Origin of the sequence: Neisseria animalis (assembly GCF_900636515.1) — a bacterium.
Classification (GTDB): domain Bacteria; phylum Pseudomonadota; class Gammaproteobacteria; order Burkholderiales; family Neisseriaceae; genus Neisseria; species Neisseria animalis.
On sequence record NZ_LR134287.1, the window covers coordinates 1,168,014 to 1,190,890 of the forward strand.

Annotated in this window: 16 protein-coding genes, 1 tRNA gene and 1 pseudogene; 10 read left to right on the forward strand and 8 right to left on the reverse strand. The window is 51.4% G+C overall.

The window, feature by feature from the left end:
• Nucleotides 1–259 precede the first annotated feature (259 nt).
• The 4 genes from leuB to leuC all read right to left on the reverse strand — a co-directional run bounded on the left by leuB (nt 260) and on the right by leuC (nt 3,955).
• Nucleotides 260–1,330 carry a 3-isopropylmalate dehydrogenase gene (gene leuB, locus EL111_RS05480; protein ID WP_123796027.1) on the reverse strand — a complete coding sequence of 357 codons (1,071 nt, stop codon included), beginning with the start codon at nt 1,328–1,330 and terminating at the stop codon, nt 260–262.
• Nucleotides 1,331–1,441: 111 nt separating this feature from the next.
• The gene (gene leuD, locus EL111_RS05485) at nt 1,442–2,083 is read right to left on the reverse strand and encodes a 3-isopropylmalate dehydratase small subunit (RefSeq protein ID WP_123796028.1); all 642 of its coding nucleotides are present in this window, start codon (nt 2,081–2,083) and stop codon (nt 1,442–1,444) included.
• Nucleotides 2,084–2,159: 76 nt separating this feature from the next.
• The gene (locus tag EL111_RS05490) at nt 2,160–2,483 is read right to left on the reverse strand and encodes a hypothetical protein (protein WP_123796029.1); all 324 of its coding nucleotides are present in this window, start codon (nt 2,481–2,483) and stop codon (nt 2,160–2,162) included.
• A gap of 62 nt (nt 2,484–2,545) precedes the next feature.
• A complete protein-coding gene (leuC, locus tag EL111_RS05495) occupies nt 2,546–3,955 on the reverse strand; it encodes a 3-isopropylmalate dehydratase large subunit (protein ID WP_123796030.1) in 1,410 nt (469 codons plus the stop codon).
• A 257-nt stretch (nt 3,956–4,212) separates the two neighbouring features.
• Here leuC and gshA point away from each other — a divergent pair, with 257 nt between their 5' ends.
• The 3 genes and pseudogenes from gshA to EL111_RS05510 form a co-directional block, all read left to right on the forward strand.
• Complete coding sequence (gshA, locus tag EL111_RS05500) at nt 4,213–5,571, forward strand: glutamate--cysteine ligase (protein ID WP_123796031.1); 1,359 nt, start codon at nt 4,213–4,215, stop codon at nt 5,569–5,571.
• A 167-nt stretch (nt 5,572–5,738) separates the two neighbouring features.
• Nucleotides 5,739–8,540, forward strand: a complete 2,802-nt coding sequence (gene gyrA / locus EL111_RS05505; protein WP_123796032.1) for a DNA gyrase subunit A — start codon at nt 5,739–5,741, stop codon at nt 8,538–8,540.
• A gap of 71 nt (nt 8,541–8,611) precedes the next feature.
• Nucleotides 8,612–8,896, forward strand: a pseudogene (locus EL111_RS05510) (DNA gyrase C-terminal beta-propeller domain-containing protein); the annotation flags it as partial.
• Between the two features lie 335 nt (nt 8,897–9,231).
• On the opposite strand, the gene dapC reads toward EL111_RS05510, so the two are convergent.
• Nucleotides 9,232–10,431 (reverse strand): succinyldiaminopimelate transaminase, encoded by a 1,200-nt coding sequence (dapC, locus tag EL111_RS05515; RefSeq protein ID WP_123796034.1) that lies wholly within the window; start codon nt 10,429–10,431, stop codon nt 9,232–9,234.
• 254 nt (nt 10,432–10,685) lie between these two features.
• Between dapC and guaB the strand changes: the two genes are divergently transcribed.
• From guaB to uvrC, 4 genes are all read left to right on the forward strand, one after another.
• The gene (gene guaB, locus EL111_RS05520; protein ID WP_123796041.1) at nt 10,686–12,149 is read left to right on the forward strand and encodes an IMP dehydrogenase; all 1,464 of its coding nucleotides are present in this window, start codon (nt 10,686–10,688) and stop codon (nt 12,147–12,149) included.
• Between the two features lie 266 nt (nt 12,150–12,415).
• The gene (gene eno, locus EL111_RS05525) at nt 12,416–13,702 is read left to right on the forward strand and encodes a phosphopyruvate hydratase (protein ID WP_123796035.1); all 1,287 of its coding nucleotides are present in this window, start codon (nt 12,416–12,418) and stop codon (nt 13,700–13,702) included.
• Between the two features lie 127 nt (nt 13,703–13,829).
• A complete protein-coding gene (gene ftsB, locus EL111_RS05530) occupies nt 13,830–14,108 on the forward strand; it encodes a cell division protein FtsB (RefSeq protein ID WP_123796036.1) in 279 nt (92 codons plus the stop codon).
• Nucleotides 14,109–14,265: 157 nt separating this feature from the next.
• A complete protein-coding gene (gene uvrC / locus EL111_RS05535) occupies nt 14,266–16,110 on the forward strand; it encodes an excinuclease ABC subunit UvrC (protein ID WP_231998363.1) in 1,845 nt (614 codons plus the stop codon).
• A 629-nt stretch (nt 16,111–16,739) separates the two neighbouring features.
• Here uvrC and EL111_RS05540 read toward each other — a convergent pair.
• Nucleotides 16,740–16,816 (reverse strand) — tRNA-Pro (locus EL111_RS05540).
• A 447-nt stretch (nt 16,817–17,263) separates the two neighbouring features.
• On the opposite strand from EL111_RS05540, the gene typA reads away from it, so the two are divergent.
• The gene (typA, locus tag EL111_RS05545) at nt 17,264–19,072 is read left to right on the forward strand and encodes a translational GTPase TypA (protein WP_123796038.1); all 1,809 of its coding nucleotides are present in this window, start codon (nt 17,264–17,266) and stop codon (nt 19,070–19,072) included.
• A gap of 581 nt (nt 19,073–19,653) precedes the next feature.
• On the opposite strand, the gene hemH is transcribed toward typA, so the two are convergent.
• Both hemH and EL111_RS05555 read right to left on the reverse strand, forming a co-directional pair.
• A complete protein-coding gene (gene hemH / locus EL111_RS05550; protein ID WP_123796142.1) occupies nt 19,654–20,664 on the reverse strand; it encodes a ferrochelatase in 1,011 nt (336 codons plus the stop codon).
• A 101-nt stretch (nt 20,665–20,765) separates the two neighbouring features.
• Nucleotides 20,766–20,966, reverse strand: a complete 201-nt coding sequence (locus tag EL111_RS05555) for a protein MIGRI (RefSeq protein ID WP_123796178.1) — start codon at nt 20,964–20,966, stop codon at nt 20,766–20,768.
• Nucleotides 20,967–21,143: 177 nt separating this feature from the next.
• Between EL111_RS05555 and metX the strand changes: the two genes are divergently transcribed.
• Together metX and metW are read left to right on the forward strand one after the other, a co-directional pair.
• Complete coding sequence (metX, locus tag EL111_RS05560) at nt 21,144–22,283, forward strand: homoserine O-succinyltransferase MetX (RefSeq protein WP_123796143.1); 1,140 nt, start codon at nt 21,144–21,146, stop codon at nt 22,281–22,283.
• Nucleotides 22,280–22,861 (forward strand): methionine biosynthesis protein MetW, encoded by a 582-nt coding sequence (gene metW, locus EL111_RS05565; protein WP_123796144.1) that lies wholly within the window; start codon nt 22,280–22,282, stop codon nt 22,859–22,861. Before metX ends, metW begins: the two co-directional genes overlap by 4 nt.
• The last annotated feature ends 16 nt before the right edge of the window (nt 22,862–22,877 follow it).

Genomic DNA, 22,877 nt, shown 5'->3' on the forward strand with positions numbered 1-22,877 from the left:
CAGGTATTGGCTTGGCTGGCAAATTGTCTAGATGATTTTCCGTTTTGCAGACGGCCTTGAGGCTGTTTGGTGTCTTGTTATTTATTTTTTCGAAACAAAAGGAATAAAAAAAGAAAATAATAATGTAAATAGTATATTAAAAAGAAAATAGAAGGTTTGAAAATGATTTGATGGTGTAGAAGAGCAAAGAAATGAATGGAAATGTTAAAAGTCCGTACGGCTTTTAGAGCGGTACGGACTTTTGCAGACGGCCTTTTACTTACAAAGCAGCCAATACGGCATCACCCATTTCCGAACAAGAAACAAGTTGCGTGCCTTCTTCATAAATATCGCCGGTGCGGAAGCCTTGTTGCAATACTTTTTGCACAGCCGCTTCAATCTGTTGGGCGCGTGTTTCATCGTTGAGGCTATAGCGCACCAACATAGCCAGCGAAAGAATGGTTGCCAACGGATTAGCCTTGTTCTGGCCGGCGATGTCGGGCGCGGAGCCGTGTGAAGGTTCGTAGAGGCCTTTGCCGTTTTCATCTAAAGAGGCGGAGGGCAGCATACCGATGGAGCCGGTGAGCATGGAAGCCTGATCGCTCAAAATATCGCCGAAGATGTTGCCGGTAGCGATTACGTCGAATTGTTTCGGTGCGCGCACAAGCTGCATGGCGGCGTTATCGACATACATATGGCTCAGTTCCACATCCGGATATTCTTTGGCAATATCATCGAAGATTTCGCGCCACAGTTCGGTGGTTTCCAAAACGTTGGCTTTGCCGACGGAGCAGACTTTTTTATTGCGCTTTTGTGCGGCTTGGAAGGCAACATGGGCAATGCGCTTGATTTCGCTTTCACTGTATTTCATGGTATTGAAGCCTTCGCGCTCGCCGTTTTCCAGCACCCGGATACCGCGCGGCTCGCCGAAATAAATATCTCCGGTCAGCTCGCGCACAATCAGTATGTCTAAGCCGGCCACGACTTCGGGCTTCAGCGTAGAGGCATTGGCCAGCTCTTTATAGAGAATAGCCGGACGCAAATTGGCAAATAAATTCAAATCTTTGCGAATGGCCAGCAAGCCGCGCTCGGGACGCAGCGGGCGCTCGAGATTGTCGTATTGCGGGCCGCCGACCGCACCGAGCAAGACCGCGTCGGCTTTGCGGCAGAGGTTTTGCGTAAATTTGGGGTAGGGGGAGCCGAATTCGTCGTAGGCTTCCCCGCCCAAAGGCGCGTATTCGTATGTGACATCCAAGCCTTGTTCGATCAGTTTGTCCAGCACGCGCACGGCTTCGCGCACGATTTCGGGACCGATGCCGTCTCCGCGCAAAATAGCGATTTGTTGGGTCATTGCGGTTTCCTTAATGATGGGAAAATGGAAAAAGAGAGGAATATTCAGGCAGTTTTTGCAGCAATTATGCCGTCTGCAAATCGGTGTTTTTTTTGCAGACGGCATTACCAATCAGGCATGAAACAGCCAAGGCTGGGCGGCTTTGCGTTTTGCTTCAAACGCTTTGATTTCGTCGGCGTGTTGCAGGGTCAGACCGATTTCGTCAAGGCCGTTTAAGAGGCAGTGTTTGCGGTGTTCGGTAATGTCGAAACGGAACACTTCGCCGCCCGGGGTGGTCAGGTTTTGTTTTTCCAAGTCGATGGAAAGTTGATAGCCTTCGTTGGCTTCGACTTCTTGGAAAAGCTGCCCGACTTGTTCTTCGCTTAATACAATCGGCAGCAGGCCGTTTTTGTAGCAGTTGTTGAAGAAGATGTCGGCAAAACTCGGGGCGATGACGGCGCGGAAGCCGTAGTCGTCGAGTGCCCACGGTGCGTGTTCGCGTGAGGAGCCGCAGCCGAAGTTTTTTCGCGTCAGCAGGATTTGCGCGCCCTGATAGCGGGGCTGGTTGAGTGAGAAATCGGGATTGAGCGGACGTTGGCTGTTGTCCATGCCCGGTTCGCCATGATCCAAATAACGCCATTCGTCGAAGGCGTTGGGGCCGAAGCCGCTGCGTTTGATGGATTTGAGAAACTGTTTGGGAATGATGGCATCGGTGTCGACGTTGGCGCGGTCGAGCGGGGCAACAATGGCGGTAAGTTGGGTAAAGGCTTTCATGTGTATTCCAATAATCGGAAGTCGGAGGCGGGTAATCGGGCTGCTCCTGATTCAGACAGACGATTTTGCAGACGGCTTATTTGCCTGTTACGGCTTCTTTGGTCTTGTCCCAGCCGTGTTTGGTTGCGGCTTTGGTTTTATCCCATGCGTTTTCAGTAGCACTGGTGGTCTTGTCCCACGCATTTTCGGTTGCGTCAGCGGTTTTTTCTGCACCACGTTTGACGGCGTTTTTGGTTTTATCCCATGCGTTTTCGGTGGCGTTGCCGGCTTTTTCCATGCCGCGTTCGGTTGCCTGCAGGGCGTTACGGCTGTCTTGTTTTGCACCGTGCCATGTGTTGCTGCAGGCGGTAATGCTTAAGGTCAATGCAGTGGCGAATAAGAGGGAAGTTATTTTTTTCATCTTCAAACTCCTTGTGTCGGTATGGGACAGGCTGAACTGATACCTGCCTGCTTTGAGTGAGTTTATACAAGGCTGCGCACGTCGGTAAAGCGGCCGGTTACGGCGGCGGCGGCGGCCATTGCGGGGCTGACGAGATGGGTACGCCCGCCGTTGCCTTGGCGGCCTTCGAAGTTGCGGTTGGAGGTGGAGGCGCACCGTTCTTGCGGGGCAAGACGGTCGGCGTTCATGGCGAGGCACATCGAGCAGCCCGGTTCGCGCCATTCGAAACCGGCTTCGATAAAGATTTTGTCCAAACCTTCTTGCTCGGCCTGTTCCTTCACCAAGCCCGAACCGGGTACCACCAATACGCGGTTTACATTGGCGGCTTTCAGACGGCCTTTGGCCACGGCGGCGGCTTCGCGCAAATCTTCGATGCGGCTGTTGGTGCAGGAGCCGATGAACACCACGTCAACGGGGATTTCGTTCAGCGGCGTGCCGGCGGTCAGTCCCATATATTCGAGCGCGCGTTCCATGCCGCCGCGTTTGACCGGATCGGCCTCGTCGGCGGGGTCGGGCACTTTGCCGTCTACGCCGAGCACCATTTCGGGCGAGGTGCCCCACGTTACCTGCGGCTCGATGTCGGCCGCGTCGAATTCGAATGTTTTATCGAAGGCTGCGCCTTCGTCGGAAACCAGCGTGCGCCAGTAAGCCGCGGCTTTTTCCCAATCTTCGCCTTTGGGGGCGAGCGGTTTGCCTTTTACATAATCAATCGTGGTTTGATCCACCGCAACCAGGCCGCTGCGCGCGCCCGCTTCGATGGCCATGTTGCACAAAGTCATGCGGCCTTCCATGGAAAGGCTTCGGATTGCTTCGCCGCCGAACTCGATGGCATAGCCCGTGCCGCCGGCGGTGCCGATTCGGCCGATGATGTACAGTGCCACGTCTTTGGCGGTCACGCCCGTTTTCAGACGGCCGTTCACTTTAATCAGCATGGATTTGGATTTTTTGGCGGTGATGCATTGGGTGGCCATGGTGTGTTCCACTTCGGAAGTGCCGATGCCGTGCGCCAATGCGCCGAATGCGCCGTGGGTGGAAGTGTGCGAGTCGCCGCAAACCACGGTCATGCCGGGCAGGGTGGCACCTTGTTCCGGCCCCATCACATGGACAATGCCTTGGCCTTTGTCTTTAAACGGGAAATACGCCAGCGCGCCGAATGCTTTGATATTGCTGTCTAAAGTGTCCACCTGCAGCTTGGAAATCGGATCTTGGATGCCTTTGTCCCAATCGTTGGTGGGCGTGTTGTGGTCGGCGGTGGAAACCACGCTGTCGATGCGCCACAGCTTGCGGCCTGCCATTTTCAAGCCCTCGAAGGCTTGCGGGCTGGTGACTTCGTGCACCAGATGGCGGTCGATATACAGCAATACGGTGCCGTCTTCTTCTTCGCGGACGATGTGGCTGTTCCAAAGTTTGTCGTAAAGGGTCTGTGCGCTCATGATGGTTCTTTGCATTGGCAGTAGTTGGTTTGATGGCAGAATATTAGACGCATTAAAACTTTCTTGCAACAGATTTTGTCTAATTTTTTTAATTTCTTATATTGTTGACAATATTCTATAAAATTTTAGACATTTTGTATAATTTTTTAAACCTTTCCTTTTTTGCGCCGGTGCAAAAAGAAACTTGCCGACTCTTGAAAAAAGGCACTATTATTCACATATGTCCGAGAATTGCCCAACAAACAGAGGTTAGCAGTATGAAACTACCGGTTATCGCCAGCGAGCATTTGGCGCAGCTCCAATCATTTGAAGCGAAAATCCTAGCCAACCACACCAAAATCGAAAACTGGTTCCGTTTGCAATGGAGCCTGCACCGGCCGCCGTTTTACGGTTCGGTCGATATCCGCAATGCAGGTTATAAAATCTCTTCTATTGATATGAATCTGTTTCCGGGCGGCTTCAACAATCTGAATCCGAACTTTATCCCGCTGGCGGCGGTGGCGGCGCAAGATGCGGTGCAGCGTGCCTGCGAAGCGGCGAAATCAGTGCTGATTATTCCCGAAAACCATACCCGCAATACCTTTTATCTGCAAAACGTCTATGCGCTGGCTGAAATTTTACGCTCTGCAGGTTATGAAGTGCGCTTGGGCAGCTTGAATCCCGAAGTCACCGAGCCGGCCGAATTGCAGACGGCCTTGGGCAATACTATTTTGCTCGAGCCCTTGCTGCGCACCCGTGGGCGCGTCCATCTGGCCGACGGCTTCTCACCTTGCGTAGTCTTGCTGAACAACGACTTGTCGGCAGGTGTTCCGGAAATTTTAAAAGGCATTGAGCAAACCGTATTGCCGCCGCTGCACGGCGGTTGGACATCCCGCCGCAAGACGGCACACTTTGCCGCATACGACCAAGTGGCCGCCGATTTTGCCAAGTTAATCGACATCGACGAATGGGACATCAATCCTTACTTTGAAAAAATCAGCGGCTTGGATTTCCAAGAGCGCGAGGGCGAAGACGCATTGGCGGAAGCCGTAGAGCGCGTATTGGCGAAAATCCGGGCCAAATACGACGAAAAAGGCATCACCGACAAGCCGTTTGTGATTGTCAAGGCTGATGCGGGTACTTACGGCATGGGTGTGATGAGCGTGAAATCCGCCGACGAAGTGCGCGGACTCAACCGCAAAAACCGCAACAAAATGGCCAAAGTCAAAGAAGGCTTGGAAGTGACCGAAGTCATTGTCCAAGAAGGTATTTATACATACGAAACCTTAAACGGCGCAGTGTCCGAACCGGTTGTGTATATGATGGACCGGTTTGTCATCGGAGGCTTTTTCCGCGTACACGAAGGCCGAGGCGCGGATGAAAACCTGAATGCAGGCGGCATGGTGTTTGTGCCGCTTTCCAACAGCATTCCGACCGGCAACGGTGACGATTCGGAAGAGGCTCCCGAAGCCTGCAAACGCGTGTTCGAGCAATGGGATTCGCTCGGTATGCCCCGTTCCGGCAAAGACTGCGACATCGACAACGAACACAACCGGCTGTATGTGTACGGCGTAATGGCGCGCCTGTCGCTCTTGGCGGCGGCAATCGAATTGGAGCAAACCGCGCCGCAATCTTGAAATCAAACCGGTTTTAATCAAAGCCGACCGGCAAGGCCGTCTGAAAATTCCAAACAGATTTTCAGACGGCCTTCGGCGTATGGGGGAGGTAACGCAAATACAACCCGAATGCGCGTATTTATGATAAAATCAGCACAATTTTTTGCTATTCAGAAATACGGAAAATCATGACCGACGCAACTGTCCGAAACGACCATAAATTCGCACTCGAAACCCTGCCCGTCAGCCTTGAAGACGAAATGCGCAAATCCTATCTGGATTATGCGATGAGTGTGATTGTCGGCCGCGCGCTGCCCGATGTGCGCGACGGCCTCAAGCCCGTGCACCGCCGCGTACTGTATGCCATGCACGAGCTGAAAAACAACTGGAATTCCGCCTACAAAAAATCCGCCCGTATCGTCGGCGATGTGATCGGTAAATACCACCCCCACGGCGACTCCGCCGTTTACGACACCATCGTGCGCATGGCGCAGGATTTCTCCATGCGCTATATGCTGGTCGACGGCCAGGGCAACTTCGGTTCGGTTGACGGCGACGGCGCGGCGGCCATGCGTTACACCGAAATCCGGATGGCGAAAATCGCCCATGAAATGCTGGCCGACATTGAAGAAGAAACCGTCAACTTCGGCCCCAACTACGACGGCAGCGAGCATGAGCCGCTGGTATTGCCGACCCGTTTCCCCGCCTTGCTGATCAACGGCTCCTCCGGTATCGCCGTGGGCATGGCGACCAACATCCCGCCGCACAACCTGACCGATACCGTCAATGCCTGCCTTCAGCTTCTGGATGAGCCGGACACCGACATCGATGCGCTGATCAACACCATCAAAGCCCCCGATTTTCCGACCGGAGCCACCATCTATGGTATGAGCGGCGTGCGCGAAGGCTACAAAACCGGCCGCGGCCGCGTGGTGATGCGCGGCAAAACCCATATCGAAACCATCGGTAAAAACGGCGAACGCGAAGCCATCATCATCGACGAAATCCCCTATCAGGTAAACAAAGCCAAACTGGTGGAAAAAATCGGCGAGCTGGTGCGCGAAAAAGTGCTGGAAGGCATTGCCGACTTGCGCGACGAATCCGACAAATCGGGGATGCGCGTGGTCATCGAGCTCAAGCGCAACGAAAACGCCGAAGTGGTGCTCAACCAACTCTATAAAATGACCCAGCTGCAAGACAGCTTCGGCATCAACATGGTGGCACTGGTCGACGGCCAGCCGCGCCTGCTGAACCTCAAGCAGATTTTGGCCGAATTTTTGCGCCACCGCCGCGAAGTCGTCACCCGCCGCACGCTCTACCGCCTGAAAAAAGCACGCCACGAAGGCCATATTGCCGAGGGTAAAGCCGTTGCGTTGTCCAACATCGATGAAATGATCCGGCTTATTAAAGAATCCGCCGACGCGCCGGAAGCCAAAGGAAAGCTGTTGGCACGACCGTGGCAGTCCGGTCTGGTGGGCGAAATGCTCTCGCGCACCGATTTGGATATGCAGATGGCGCGCCCCGAAGGTCTGCCGCAGGGTTTGGGTTTGCAGGGAAGCGGTTATTTCCTGAGCGAAATCCAAGCCGATGCGATTTTACGCATGAGCCTGCGTAACCTGACCGGCCTCGACCAAGATACCATCGTCAACGATTACAAAACCATCATGGCGCAGATTATTGATTTCTTGGACATTCTCGCCAAGCCGGAGCGTATTACCACCATTATCCGCGAGGAATTGGAAGAAACCAAAAGCGCGTTCGGCGACGAACGCCGCAGCGAAATCAACCCGTTTGGCGGCGATATTGCCGATGAAGACCTGATTCCGCAACGCGAGATGGTGGTCACGCTGACGCACGGCGGTTACATCAAAACCCAGCCGACCACCGACTACCAGGCGCAACGTCGCGGCGGGCGCGGCAAACAGGCAGCGGCAACCAAAGACGAAGACTTTATCGAAACACTCTTTGTCGCCAATACCCATGATTATCTGATGTGTTTCACCAACTTCGGCAAATGCCATTGGATTAAGGTTTACAAATTGCCGGAAGGCGGGCGCAACAGCCGCGGTCGTCCGATTAACAACGTTATCCAACTCGAAGAAGGCGAAAAAGTCAGCGCGATTTTAGCGGTGCGCGAGTTCCCGGAAGACCAATATGTCTTCTTTGCCACGGCACACGGCATGGTGAAAAAAGTACAGCTTTCCGCCTTTAAAAACGTACGCGCGCAAGGCATTAAAGCCATCGCACTCAAAGAAGGCGACTATTTGGTCGGCGCGGCGCAAACGGGCGGTGCCGACGACATCATGCTGTTCTCCAACCTCGGCAAAGCCATCCGCTTCAACGAATACTGGGAAAAATCCGGCAGCGACGAAGCCGAAGACGCCGAAACTGAAAATGACGAAGAACTTTCAGACGGCCTGTCTGAAAACGAAGACGACAACAGTGAAGCCGTCGTCATCAGCGGCAAACACGGCGTGCGTCCGAGCGGGCGCGGCAGCGGCGGCCTGCGCGGTATGCGTCTGCCTGCCGACGGTAAAATCGTCAGCCTGATTACCTTTGCACCGGAATGCGAACAAAGCAACCTTCAAGTGCTCACCGCCACCGCCAACGGCTACGGCAAGCGCACTCCGATTGCGGATTACAGCCGTAAAAACAAAGGCGGCCAAGGCAATATCGCCATCAACACAGGCGAACGCAACGGCGATTTGGTCGCGGCAACGCTGGTAAGCGAAAGCGATGATTTGATGCTGATTACCAGCGGCGGCGTATTAATCCGCACCAAAGTCGAACAAATCCGCGAAACCGGCCGCGCCGCCGCAGGTGTGCGCCTGATTAATCTGGACGAAGGCGAAACGCTGGTCAGCTTGGAGCGGGTAGCGGAAGAACCTGACGAAGAAAATGCAGAGGAAAATATGATGGAAAATTCGGAATATACGGAATCTGCAAATAGTTCGGAAAATGTTTTATCCGAAGAAAGCGGTGAGGCGTAAGCTCAATATCCGATGAAAAGGCCGTCTGCAAAATTCATATATGGATTTGCAGACGGCCTTTGTTTATTATGTTGGTCGCGGCAACGCTGGTGAGCGAAAGTGGCGATTTGATGCTGATTACCAGCGGCGGCGTATTAATCCGCACCAAAGTCGAGCAAATCCGCGAAACCGGCCGCGCCGCCGCAGGTGTGCGCCTGATTAATCTGGACGAAGGCGAAACGCTGGTCAGCTTGGAGCGGGTGGCGGAAGAGCCCGACGAAGAAAATGCAGAGGAAAATATGATGGAAAATTCGGAATATACGGAATCTGCAAATAGTTCGGAAAATGTTTTATCCGAAGAAAACGGTGAAGCGTAAGCTCAATATCCGATGAAAAGGCCGTCTGCAAAATTCATATATGGATTTGCAGACGGCCTTTGTTTATTATGATTGTTTGGATTGATGGTCAAATAACCCGGAATGAGACAAGGTGTGGCAACGCCGTGTTATTCCGTGCTAATTAATCATAAACATAGTCTTTTAAAATAAGAATGATACTGCGTTGCTTTGCCTTGTCGTACTATCTGTACTGTCTGCGGCTTCGCTGCCTTGTCTCATTCTCATTTTATTCGACTATAAAAATGAAGCGGACAGGCCGTGCGCGTATGATGGACGTACCGGCCGTTGTATCGAACCAAACAGAACGATGATTTTTATGCAGTGGTATCAGAGTAGAGCGATACGATGGTTTCTGCTGCCTTAACGCAGCTTTCTACATCAGCAACCAATGCAATGCGGACATAGCCTTCTCCCGGGTTGCCGCTTGCGGTCATACGGGCGAGGAAGCGGCCGGGTAAAACTTGAATGGCGGCCTGCTGCCATAATTTTTTGGCAAAGGCCAAATCATCGCCGTCGGGTATTTTTAACCAGATATAGAATGAAGCATCAGGTGTTTTAACGTCAAACTTCTGCCGGAGAATCGGGATAACTTTGTCGAATTTTTCCTGATACAAGTGGCGGTTTTCAATCACATGGGGTTCATCGTTCCAAGCTGCGATGCTGGCGCGTTGCACGGGAATACTCATGGCGCTGCCGTGGTAGGTGCGGTAAAGCAGGAAGTTTTTTAGCAGTTCCGCATCTCCGGCAACAAAGCCGGAGCGCAAACCGGGAACATTGGAGCGCTTCGACAGGCTGGTAAACATCACTAAGCCTTTGTTGCTGCGGCCCAGTTCGGCAGCGGCTTGCAGACAGCCGATGGGTTTGTTGCCGTCGAAATAAATTTCGGAATAGCATTCATCAGAAGCGATCACAAAGCCATAGCGGTCTTGCAGGGCGAAAATCTCCTGCCAGTCTTCCCGTTTCAATACACTACCGCTTGGGTTGTTGGGTGAGCAGAGAATAACGATTTTGGTGCGCTTCCAAATATCTTCGCTGATACTGCGCCAATCGGGGTTGAATGCCGGAGCAGGGCAGTTGGCAAAATGGATTTCACCGCCACCAAGCAAGGTTGCTCCTTCATAGATTTGATAAAACGGATTGGGGCTGATGACAACGGGTTTGCTGCCGTCTGTAACAGGGTCCAGTACGGTTTGGATAAAGGAAAACAGGGCCTCCCGACTGCCTAAAACCGGGAGGATTTCGGTATTCGGGCAGATTTTCAGGCCGTCATACCGACGGCAAATCCAGTCGGCACAGGCTTGGCGCAATTCGGGCAGTCCTGCAGTCAGGGGGTAGGCGGAAAGTTCGGCAAGTGAAGAGGCCAAGGCCTCGGTAACGACTTTCGGCGTAGCGTGTTTGGGTTCGCCGATGTGCAGGGGAACGGGCGTTATGCCTTCAGGTGCATCAAGTCCCTGCATGGCTTCGCGCAGACGTGCAAACGGATAGGGTTGCAGTTGTTCGAGTAAAGAGTTCATAAAGCGGTATCCAAGCGGAAAATCAACGGTATCTTAGCATTTTTTCAGACGGCTTTGTTGGCAAATTATATAAGCATCGAAAATGCAGACGGCATTTTGGAAAAGGCCGTCTGCAAAATAGCGTTTGCGTGAGGTTGTTGCGGCCTCCGTATGCTGTGCAAATCCCGTATCAACGGCATTTTGCTGCTGGATTTTCCAATATTCGGCATGGTATAATTCGGCGTATCTTGCACAAACTGGAAAGCCCGAGCATCATGCGTATCGTAGAAAAAGCCTATACTTTTGACGACGTTTTACTGGTTCCTGCACATTCAACCGTGCTGCCGCGCGACGTCACGCTTCAAACCAAACTCACCCGCGAAATTTCGCTCAACGCCCCTTTACTTTCCGCTGCAATGGATACTGTAACCGAAGCGCGCTTGGCCATTTCCATGGCTCAGGAAGGCGGCATCGGCATCATCCATAAAAACATGCCTCCCGAATTGCAGGCGCGTGCCGTTTCCAAGGTAAAACGCCACGAAAGCGGTGTGGTAAAAGATCCCGTTACCGTTGCGCCGGATGTTTTGATTGGTGATTTGTTGAAGATGCGTGCCGAGCGCAAGCGCAAAATGTCGGGCTTGCCGGTAGTGGAAAACGGTAAGGTGGTGGGCATTGTAACCAACCGTGATTTGCGTTTTGAAAGCCGTCTGGATCTGCCGGTTTCGGCGATTATGACACCCCGCGAGCGTTTGGTTACCGTTGCCGAAGGTACCAGTATCGATGAGGCGCGGGAATTGATGCACCGGCACAAAGTCGAACGTGTATTGGTTTTGAATGCCAAAGACGAGTTGAAAGGCTTGATTACGGTAAAAGATATTATCAAAACCACCGAATTTCCGAATGCCAATAAAGATTCGGAAGGCCGTCTGCGCGTCGGTGCGGCAGTCGGTACCGGCGGCGATACCGAGGAGCGCGTGCGCGCGCTGGTTGAAGCCGGTGTGGATGTCATCGTGGTGGATACTGCACACGGCCACAGCCAAGGCGTACTCGACCGCGTGAAATGGGTCAAACAAAACTTCCCGCAAGTTCAGGTTATCGGCGGTAATATTGCAACCGCCAAAGCAGCCTTGGATTTGGTGGCTGCCGGTGCGGATGCCGTAAAAGTAGGTATCGGTCCGGGTTCGATTTGTACCACCCGTATCGTGGCAGGCGTGGGTGTGCCCCAACTGACTGCGATTCATAATGTTGCCGAAGCCTTGAAAGGTACCGGCGTGCCCCTGATTGCCGACGGCGGCATCCGTTTCTCAGGCGATATTGCCAAAGCCTTGGCCGCCGGCGCATATTGCGTGATGCTGGGCGGAATGTTTGCGGGCACGGAAGAAGCACCGGGCGAAATCGAGCTGTACCAAGGCCGCTCTTATAAATCTTACCGCGGCATGGGTTCGTTGGGTGCGATGAGCCAAGGTTCTGCCGACCGTTATTTCCAAGACAAGACGGACAGTACCGATAAATATGTGCCGGAGGGCATCGAAGGCCGCGTACCGTTTAAAGGTCCGATTATCAACATTATCCATCAGTTGCTTGGCGGCCTGCGTTCCAGCATGGGCTATTTGGGTTGTGCCAGCATTTCGGAAATGCACGAAAAAGCCGAGTTTGTGGAAATTACCTCTGCCGGTATGAGTGAATCCCACGTTCATGATGTGCAGATTACCAAAGAAGCACCTAATTACCACCGTTGATATGAGTAAGGCCGTCTGCAAATCCGGAAAAGGGTTTCAGACGGCCTGCTGATGTACTGAACATTTCAGGTTCGGAATTTATTCAGATGGTCTGAATGAGGCCGGCAAACCGGTTTTTATAGTCATTTGACGCAGAATGATACGGCGTTGCCGCGCCTTTCCGCACCACCTGTATTGCCTGCGGCTTTGCCGCCTTGTTTCATTCTGTGTTATTCGGCTGTATCATAGCCGGTAATTTTATTTTTCCCTTTCTTTGGAGAGTTTTCATGAGCGCAATCGTTGATATTTTTGCCCGCGAAATTTTGGACTCACGCGGTAATCCGACCGTTGAGTGTGACGTATTGTTGGAATCGGGCGTGATGGGGCGTGCAGCCGTGCCGAGCGGTGCATCAACCGGCCAAAAAGAGGCTTTGGAGCTTCGCGACGGCGATAAAGGCCGCTATTTGGGTAAAGGTGTCTTGACTGCGGTGGAACATGTAAACAATGAAATCGCCCAAGCATTAATCGGCGTAGATGCCAGCGAACAGTCTTATATCGACCAAATCATGATTGAATTGGACGGTACCGACAACAAAGGCCGCTTGGGTGCGAATGCGACTCTGGCGGTTTCCATGGCGGTTGCCCGTGCGGCAGCCGAAGATGCGGGTCTGCCGCTCTACCGTTATTTGGGCGGCGCAGGCCCGATGGCATTGCCGGTGCCGATGATGAATGTCATCAATGGCGGCGAACATGCCAACAATACTTTGAATATTCAAGAATTCATGATTATGCCCGTGGACGCGAAATCATTCCGTGAAGCTTTGCGTTGCGGTGCCGAAGTGTTCCACGCGCTGAAAAAACTGTGTGATGCCAAAGGTTTCCCGACTACCGTCGGCGACGAAGGCGGTTTCGCACCTAACCTGAATACCCATAAAGAAGCTTTGGAGCTGATTTCCGAAGCCGTTAAAGCAGCGGGTTACGTTCCGGGCGAAGACGTATTGTTTGCTCTGGACTGTGCTTCCAGCGAATTCTATAAAGACGGCAAATACCACTTGGAAGCCGAAGGTGTGGCTTTGAGCAGTGCCGAGTTTGCCGATTATCTGGCCGGTTTGGTTGCCGAATTCCCGATTATCTCCATCGAAGACGGTATGGACGAAAACGACTGGGAAGGTTGGAAACTGCTGACTGAAAAACTGGGCGGCAAAGTCCAATTGGTCGGCGATGATTTGTTTGTGACCAATCCGAAAATCTTGGCAGAAGGCATTGAAAAAGGCGTGGCCAATGCCTTGCTGGTGAAAGTAAACCAAATTGGTACCTTGAGCGAAACCCTGAAAGCAGTGGAACTGGCCAAACGCAACCGTTATACCAGCGTAATGAGCCACCGTTCGGGCGAAACCGAAGACAGCACCATCGCCGATTTGGCCGTTGCCACCAACTGCATGCAGATTAAAACCGGTTCGTTGAGCCGTTCCGACCGTATGGCGAAATACAACCAACTGCTGCGTATCGAAGAAGAACTCGCCGAAGCCGCATACTACCCGGGTAAAGCCGCGTTTTATCAGTTAGGCAAATAATCAGCCGCAGCCAAGGCGGCAGAAAACAGAGTAAAGGGCGCGGACAAACCGTCCGCGTTCCTTTTTATGGTTTGAAGAGTTGTGCAACTTTCGGAATATTCCACCGGCCAATGCAGAGTAATAAAGTATGAAGTGGGTAACTGTTGTTTTATCGATTGCTATCGTGTATTTCCAATATAGCCTTTGGTTTGGTAAAGGCAGTGTAGGGCATACGAAAGAATTGCAAGAGCAACTCATATTGCAGACCGAAAAAAACCAAACGCTTGTTTTGCGAAATAATTTTCTGGCGGCAGAAGTAAACGACTTGGCAAACGGGCAAGAGGCCATTTCAGAAATTGCCCGGGTGGAATTAGGTTATGTTCAAGAAGGCGAGACGTATTACCGCTTTGTCGAACATAAGCGTTGATGATAAAAAGTCGTCTGCGGCGTATTTGCAGACGGCTTTTTTACCGATTCGGTTTCAAAATGGCAGTATAAAAACGGAAGCCGTTATATTTTAATATGGTCAATACCTTATCTGCCATACAATATATGCAGCAGGTATGAAAACAGGCGGAAATACCGTGTCAGACAAATCACAGCCTTTCGATCTCGATATTTTTCTCCGAAACCTCCCCGCATTGCCGGGCGTGTACCGCATGTTTGATTCGGATAACAATGTGTTATACGTTGGAAAAGCCGTTAATCTCAAGAGACGGGTATCGAGTTATTTTCAGAAAAACGATCTTTCGCCACGTATCCGTTTAATGCTGAAACAGGTGCACCACATCGAAACCACCATTACCCGCAGTGAAGCCGAAGCCTTGATTTTGGAAAATAATTTCATCAAAGCATTGGCTCCGAAATACAATATTCTGTTTCGAGACGATAAAAGCTATCCTTATCTGATGCTTTCAGGGCATGAATTTCCGCAAATGGCCTATTATCGTGGCGCACTTAAAAAACCGAACCAATATTTCGGTCCTTATCCCAATGGCTATGCCGTGCGTGACAGCATTCAGATTCTGCAGAGGGTATTCAAGTTGCGGACCTGTGAAGACAGTGTATTCGAACATCGCGACCGTGCTTGTTTGCTGTATCAGATTAAGCGGTGTTCCGGCCCTTGTGTCGGTCATATTTCCGCCGAGGATTACCGGGCCAATGTTGCTGAAGCCGCAACGTTTCTCAATGGCAAAACCGATGAGCTGATTCAGATTTTGCACCATAAAATGAATCAGGCGGCCGCCGCACTGCAATTTGAAGAAGCGGCGCGTTTCCGGGATCAGATACAGGCTTTGGGTCTGATGCAGAGCCAGCAGTTTATCGACAGTAAAAATCCCAACAATCCCAATGATATAGACTTACTCGCCCTTGCCGTTGCAGACGGCCTTGTCTGCGTTCATTGGGTCAGCATACGCGGTGGGCGGCACGTCGGCGACAAAAGTTTCTTTCCCGATGTCAAAGACGATCCCGAGCCAAACGGGCAGGATTATGCGGAAGCCTTTGTGGCACAACATTATCTCGGCAAAACGAAACCCGATGTCATCATCAGCAATTTCAGCATACCCGAAGCCATTCAGACGGCATTGAACAGCGAACACGGCAAACAGATTCAATTTGTGCATAAAACCATCGGGGAGCGCAAAGTATGGTTGAAAATGGCGGAGCAAAACGCCCGTGTCGCGATTGAGCAGCGGCATCAGCAGCAGAGCAGCCAGCAACACCGCATCAATGAATTGGCACGGATTCTCAATATGGATTCAGACAGCCTCAACCGCTTGGAATGTTTCGACATCAGCCATACCCAAGGCGAGGCCACCATTGCCAGTTGCGTGGTTTATGACGAACAAAATATCCAACCTTCGCAATACCGCCGCTACAATATTACCACTGCCAAAGCAGGGGACGACTATGCCGCCATGCGTGAAGTATTGCGGCGGCGGTACGGTAAAATGCAGGAGGCCGAGGCAAATGGCGAAACAGTAAAATGGCCGGATGTTGTATTGATTGACGGTGGCAAAGGGCAAATCGGAGTAGCCGTCGATGTTTGGGAAGAACTCGGATTGCACATCCCCTTGGTCGGAATTGCCAAAGGTCCCGAGCGCAAGGCAGGATTGGAAGAATTGATTCTTCCGTTTAGCGGAGAGACCTTCCGTCTGCCGCCGCACAGCCCCGCATTGCATCTTTTGCAAACCGTGCGCGATGAGTCCCACCGTTTCGCCATTACCGGACACCGTAAAAAGCGCGATAAATCCCGTGTAACCTCATCTCTTAACGATATTGAAGGCATCGGTCCCAAGCGCAAAAAAGCCCTGTTTACCCGTTTTGGTGGTTTGCGCGGCCTCATGGCGGCAAGTAAAGAAGATTTGGCGCAGGTTGAAGGCATCAGCACGGCATTGGCAGAAAAAATTTATGACTACTTGCATTGATATACCGCTTCAAATACAACCAAGGATATTATAGTCATTTAAAATAAGAATGATACAGCGTTGCTTTGCCTTGCCGTACTATGTGTACTGTCTGCGGCTTCGCTGCCTTGTCTCATTCTTATTTTATTCGACTATAAAGTAAGCAAAAGGCCGTCTGCAAATTAAAATGCAGACGGCCTTAAGCGTATTGGGTTATATGATTTTTACAGAAAATCCTGCCATGCGGCCAAGCCGAGACAAACAGACAAGGTTCATCACAACGCAGGCAGAAAAGATTGATGATGACCTGCATGGATATATTGTTTCAAATCCTGTTCAGAGTATGAAAAAAGCACAAGGCCGTCTGCAAATCAAAATGCAGACGGCCTTAAGCGTATTGGTTATATGATTTTTACATAAAATCCTGCCGCGCGGCCAAACCGAGATAAGTAGGCAAGATTCATCACAACTCATAGATAGCCGTTTCATACAAAATGATACAGTGTGGCCGTACCTTGTTTAAAGACGAGAGATTGTTTAAGCAGTAGCTTATCCTTATAGTCTGCGCTGTACCGCTTTGTTTGTTTTGCCTTATTCGATATAAAAACAATAAAAAAAGCAGCCATTTAACCGGCTGCTTTTCAAATTTTTGGTCGGAGTGAAAGGATTCGAACCTTCGACCCCTTGCACCCCATGCAAGTGCGCTACCAGACTGCGCCACACTCCGACTCAGAAAAAGGCATTATACTTGTTTTATTTGGCAGTTGGCTAGGGGTTTTGAGAAGGATTTTGGGAAGACGGATTTAGTATTTTGTTTTATTTATATAAAATGTAAAAATTCGGTAATGGGGATTTGGGCGTAAAAATACGGAAATATAGTCGAATAAAATAAGAATGAGACAAGGCAGCAAAGCCGCAGACAGTACACATAGTACGGCAAGGCAAAGCAACGCTGTATCATTCTTATTTTAAATGACTATAACGGTACTGCCGTTTGATAATTGATTGATGGTGAAAAACGGAAGCTGCGGCGGCGTGATATTGCCGTTTGCAGACGGCCTGTGCTGCGATGGCTAATGTAAAAATACGGCGGGTACGGGATTACCTTTTATATATTCGCTTATTTTCCTGTTATAATAGCCAGTTATTTTTAGAAAGCCGAAACAGTTTTACCATGAAAGCAATCCGCAATATCGCCATCATCGCCCACGTCGACCACGGCAAAACCACATTAGTAGACCAACTTTTACGCCAATCCGGCACCTTCCGCGACAACCAGCAGGTTGACGAGCGCGTGATGGACAGCGGCGACATCGAAAAAGAGCGCGGCATTACCATTCTTGCCAAAAACACCGCCATCGAATACGAAGGCTACCACATCAACATCGTCGATACGCCGGGACACGCCGACTTCGGCGGCGAGGTAGAGCGCGTATTGGGCATGGTTGACTGCGTTGTCCTGCTGGTTGATGCCCAAGAAGGCCCGATGCCGCAAACCCGTTTCGTTACCAAAAAAGCACTGGCTTTGGGTTTGAAACCGATTGTGGTCATCAATAAAATCGACAAACCGAGCGCGCGTCCGAGCTGGGTAATCGACCAAACATTCGAACTGTTCGACAACCTGGGTGCAACCGATGAACAACTGGACTTCCCGATTGTGTACGCTTCCGGCTTGAGCGGTTTTGCCCGTTTGGAAGAAAACGGTACGGAAACCGATATGCGCGTTTTGTTTGAAACCATTTTGAAACATACGCCCGCTCCGAGCGGCAGTGCCGACGAAACCCTTCAGCTCCAAATTTCCCAACTTGACTATGACAACTATACCGGCCGCCTCGGTATCGGCCGCATCTTGAACGGCCGTATCCGCCCCGGCCAAACCGTTGCCGTGATGAACCACGAGCAGCAAGTGGCGCAAGGCCGCATCAACCAGCTTTTGGGTTTCAAAGGCTTGGAGCGCGTGCCTTTGGAAGAAGGCGAAGCCGGCGACATCGTGATTATCTCCGGCATTGAAGACATCGGTATCGGCGTAACCATTACCGACAAAGACAACCCCAAAGGTTTGCCGATGCTGAGCGTGGACGAGCCGACGCTGACCATGGACTTCATGGTCAACACCAGCCCGCTGGCCGGTACCGAAGGCAAGTTTGTGACTTCGCGCCAAATCCGCGACCGCCTGAATAAAGAATTGCTGACCAACGTTGCCCTGCGCGTGGAAGACACCGAAGATGCCGACGTATTCCGCGTATCCGGCCGCGGCGAACTGCACCTGACCATTCTGCTGGAAAACATGCGCCGCGAAGGTTTTGAGCTGGCCGTTGCCAAACCGCGCGTGGTGTACCGCGAAATCAACGGTCAAAAATGCGAGCCGTATGAGAACCTGACTGTCGATGTGCCCGACGACAACCAAGGCGCAGTGATGGAAGAACTCGGCCGCCGCCGTGGCGAATTGACCAATATGGAAAGCGACGGCAACGGCCGCACCCGTTTGGAATACCACATTCCCGCACGCGGCCTGATCGGTTTCCAAGGCGAATTTATGACCATGACCCGCGGTACCGGCCTGATGAGCCACGTTTTCGACGATTACGCCCCGGTCAAACCGGATATGCCCGGCCGCCACAACGGCGTATTGGTTTCCCAAGAACAAGGCGAAGCAGTGGCTTACGCATTGTGGAACTTGGAAGACCGCGGCCGCATGTTTGTATCGCCGGGCGACAAAATCTACGAAGGCATGATTATCGGTATTCACAGCCGCGACAATGATTTGGTGGTGAACCCGCTGAAAGGCAAAAAGCTCACCAACGTACGCGCCAGCGGTACCGATGAAGCTGTGCGCCTGACCACGCCGATTAAGCTGACTTTGGAAGGCGCGGTAGAGTTTATCGATGATGATGAATTGGTAGAGATTACTCCGCAATCCATTCGTCTGCGTAAACGCTACCTGAGCGAGCTGGAACGCCGCCGCCACTTCAAGAAAGACTGAAACGGATAACGTGATTGGTTTGAAATAAAGCAAAGGCCGTCTGCAAAAGCCATGATTGGGCATTTTACAGACGGCTTTTTTGCATTTTTCGGTTTAATCCTTTTGTTTACACAAACACTATTTAAGTAGGCATGAATGTTGTTGCTATTTCAAGAAAGACTAAATCGGATAACGTGATTGTTTTGAAATAAAGCAAAGGCCGTCTACAAAAGCCATGATTGGGCATTTTACAGACGGCTTTTTTGCATTTTTCGGTTTAATCCTTTTGTTTACACAAACACTATTTAAGTAGGCATGAATGTTGTTGCTATTTCAAGAAAGACTAAATCGGATAACGTGATTGTTTTGAAATAAAGCAAAGGCCGTCTACAAAAGCCATGATTGGGCATTTTACAGACGGCTTTTTTGTGTTTTTCGGTTTAATCCTTTTGTTTGCACAAACACTATTTAAGTAGGCATGAATGTTGTTGCTATTTCAAGAAAGACTAAAACGGATAACTTGATTGGTTTGAAGCCAAGCAAAGGCCGTCTGTAAAAACCATGATGGGGCATTTTGCAGACGGCTTTTTGCGTTTGGCGGTTTAATCCCAGCCTTGCAGATTGCGCTTCACTAAATCTGCCAGAGCTTCAACCCATACGGGGCTGTCGTTCAGGCAGGGGATATAGTGGAACTGCGTACCGCCGGCTTCATGGAACTGCTCGCGTCCGGCCAGTGCGATTTCTTCCATGGTTTCCAAGCAGTCTGCCATAAATCCGGGGCAGAATACGTCCAGTTTTTCTACGCCTTTTTTCGGCAATTCGTCAAATAAGGCTTGTGTGCTCGGGCCTACCCATTTTGCTTTGCCAAATTGGCTTTGGAACGAGACGACATATTCGCTTTCAGAAAGCCCCAGCGCATCGGCCAGCAGTTTGGCGGTATGGCGGCATTCTTCAGGGTAGGGATCGCCGTCGTCGCTGCTTTTTTGCGGAATACCGTGGAAACTCAACATCAGTTTGTCACCGCGCCCGTGTTGCGCCCAATATGCTTCGATGTGTTGCTTCATGGCTCCGATGTAGCCTGCATCGTCGTAAAAACGTGCAATGGTTCGCAGCCCCATTTGGTTGCGCTGTTTCAGCAGTTGGGCAAATATTTTATCCAAAGCGGCTCCGGTGCTGGAGGCTGCATATTGGGGATAGAGCGGTACAACCAGCAGTCTGCCGACACCTTGTGCTTTCAAATCGGACAAGACATCTGCAATGCCGGGATTGCCGTACGTCATGGCATGGCGCACGATGATTTCGGGGAATTTGGCGGATAATGCCGCGGTTTGCCGTTCGGTATAAACGGCCAGCGGTGAGCCTTCGTCAAACCAGACTTTTTCGTAGCCGTGCGCCGATTTTTTCGGGCGCAGCGTCAGCACCAAGCCCCGCAATACCGGCTGCCACAACCATTTCGGCAGTTCTACCACACGGTGGTCGGACAGAAAGTCGCGCAGATAGGGTTTGACTGCTTCGGCGGTCGGAGCATCGGGCGTGCCTAAGTTGAGCAGCAGAACGGCGGTTCGGTTTTGTTGGTTGTAGGAAAGGGGCGGTTCGGGCAGAAAGTATGACATGACGGGGAATTTTGTTTGCTGAAAAGTTAACTGAGCTTATTGTAGCAATGAATGAGCCGTCTGGGTATGGCGGCAGGTATTTTTCAGACGGCATGATGTCCTCAATAGGCATCGGGAATGTGTTTGAAATACAGCATCACCAGATACCAAATCAGGGTTGCCGCCGCCGCGCCCAGCATGACCCACGCGCTGATTTGCATCACTTCGCGAAGGGCGCGTTTTTGCTTGCGGCTGAACAGGCGGTTGATAATCAGCGCGATAAAGGCAAACAATAAGAAAATTCGGAACAGGCGGCCTATCATGGGAAAGGTATCGGTATTGATGCCGTCTGCCAAACAGGGCAGGCGGCGGGGTAAACAGGAAAACGCATTTTGCAGACGGCCTTTATCCTTATGCGGGCGGCAATGCCGTGCAAAACATATTTCGAACCGCTATAATACCTTTTTTGCCGTCCGTCTTGTAAGCAATTTGGGAAAATCATGAATAAAAAGGGCTCGGTAGGGATAGTTGTCCCGGAAAAAATTCCGTTTGAAACGCCGTTGGTTTTGGAAAACGGCCAGACTTTGCCGCGTTTCGACTTGATGATTGAAACTTACGGTACGCTCAATGCCGATAAAAGCAATGCGGTATTGGTTTGCCATGCCTTGTCGGGTCATCACCATGTAGCAGGGTATCATTCCCCGCAAGAGAAACACCCGGGCTGGTGGGACAGCATGGTCGGGCCGGGTAAGCCGATTGATACGGACCGCTTTTTTGTTGTTGGTTTGAACAATTTGGGTGGTTGCCACGGCAGTACCGGCCCCTTGGCGGAAAACCCCGAGACCGGCAGGGATTACGGCGCGGATTTTCCCGTGGTTACCGTCAAAGACTGGGTACGTTCCCAAGCAATGCTGGCGGACTATTTGGGCGTAACACAATGGGCGGCAGTTGTCGGCGGCAGCTTGGGCGGCATGCAGGCTTTGCAATGGACGATTGATTTCCCCGAACGCGTGCGCCATGCCTTGGTCATCGCTTCTGCTCCCAAACTGTCGGCACAAAATATCGCATTTAATGATGTGGCGCGGCAGGCGATTCTTACCGATCCGGATTTTGACGGCGGACATTATGCCAAAGAAAGCAAGATTCCGACGCGCGGTTTGCGGATTGCCCGCATGATGGGTCACATCACTTATCTTGCCGAAGACGGTTTGGGCGAGAAATTCGGTCGGGATTTGCGCTCGGACGGCTATCAGTACGGCTACGGCGTGGAATTTGAAATCGAATCCTACCTGCGCTACCAAGGTGATAAGTTTGCCGGACGTTTTGATGCAAACACTTATCTTCTGATGACCAAAGCACTGGATTATTTCGATCCGGCAGCGGAATACGGCCATAATCTGCAAAAAGCCTTAAAACACGTTCAGGCGAAGTTTTTCGTGGCCAGTTTCAGCACCGACTGGCGTTTTTCGCCCGAACGCTCGAAAGAATTGGTTAAAGCATTGATTGCGGCCCGCAAACCGGTGCAGTACATCGAAGTACAGTCCAACCACGGGCATGATGCGTTTTTGATGGAAGACGAGCCGTATATCCGGGCAGTGGCGGCATATATGAATAATGTTTACGAGGACGCGCAATCATGAAGTTACGCGATGATTTGCAACTGATTTATGATTGGATTCCGGCAGGCAGCCGCGTGTTGGATTTGGGCTGCGGCGATGGCGAACTGCTTTCGGCTTTGGTAACGAGCAAGCAATGCAGCGGTTACGGCATTGAAATCAAAACCGACAGCGTGGTGGCTGCCATTGCGCGCGGAGTCAATGTGATACAGGCCGATTTGGAGCGCGGTTTGGAAGAATTTGGCGACAATACTTTTGATGTGATTGTATTGAGCCAGACCATACAGTCGATGCAGAATACCGAAAGCATTTTGCGCGGCCTGATGCGTGTGGCAAAAGAAGCGATTGTCAGCTTTCCGAACTTCGGCTATTGGCACAACCGCTTGCAAATCGCATTGGGCGGGCGTATGCCGGTATCCGAACGTATGCCGTATCATTGGTATAATACGCCGAATATCCATCTCTGCACGCTTAAAGATTTTGAGTTGCTGTGCGGCAAAAACGACATCCGCGTATTGGAACGGGCGGTAATGACCGGCAGTAAACGGGTGGAAAAACTGCCGAACCTGTTGGGCAGTTTGGCATTCTACCGCGTCGGTTGAATATCCGCCGAATACG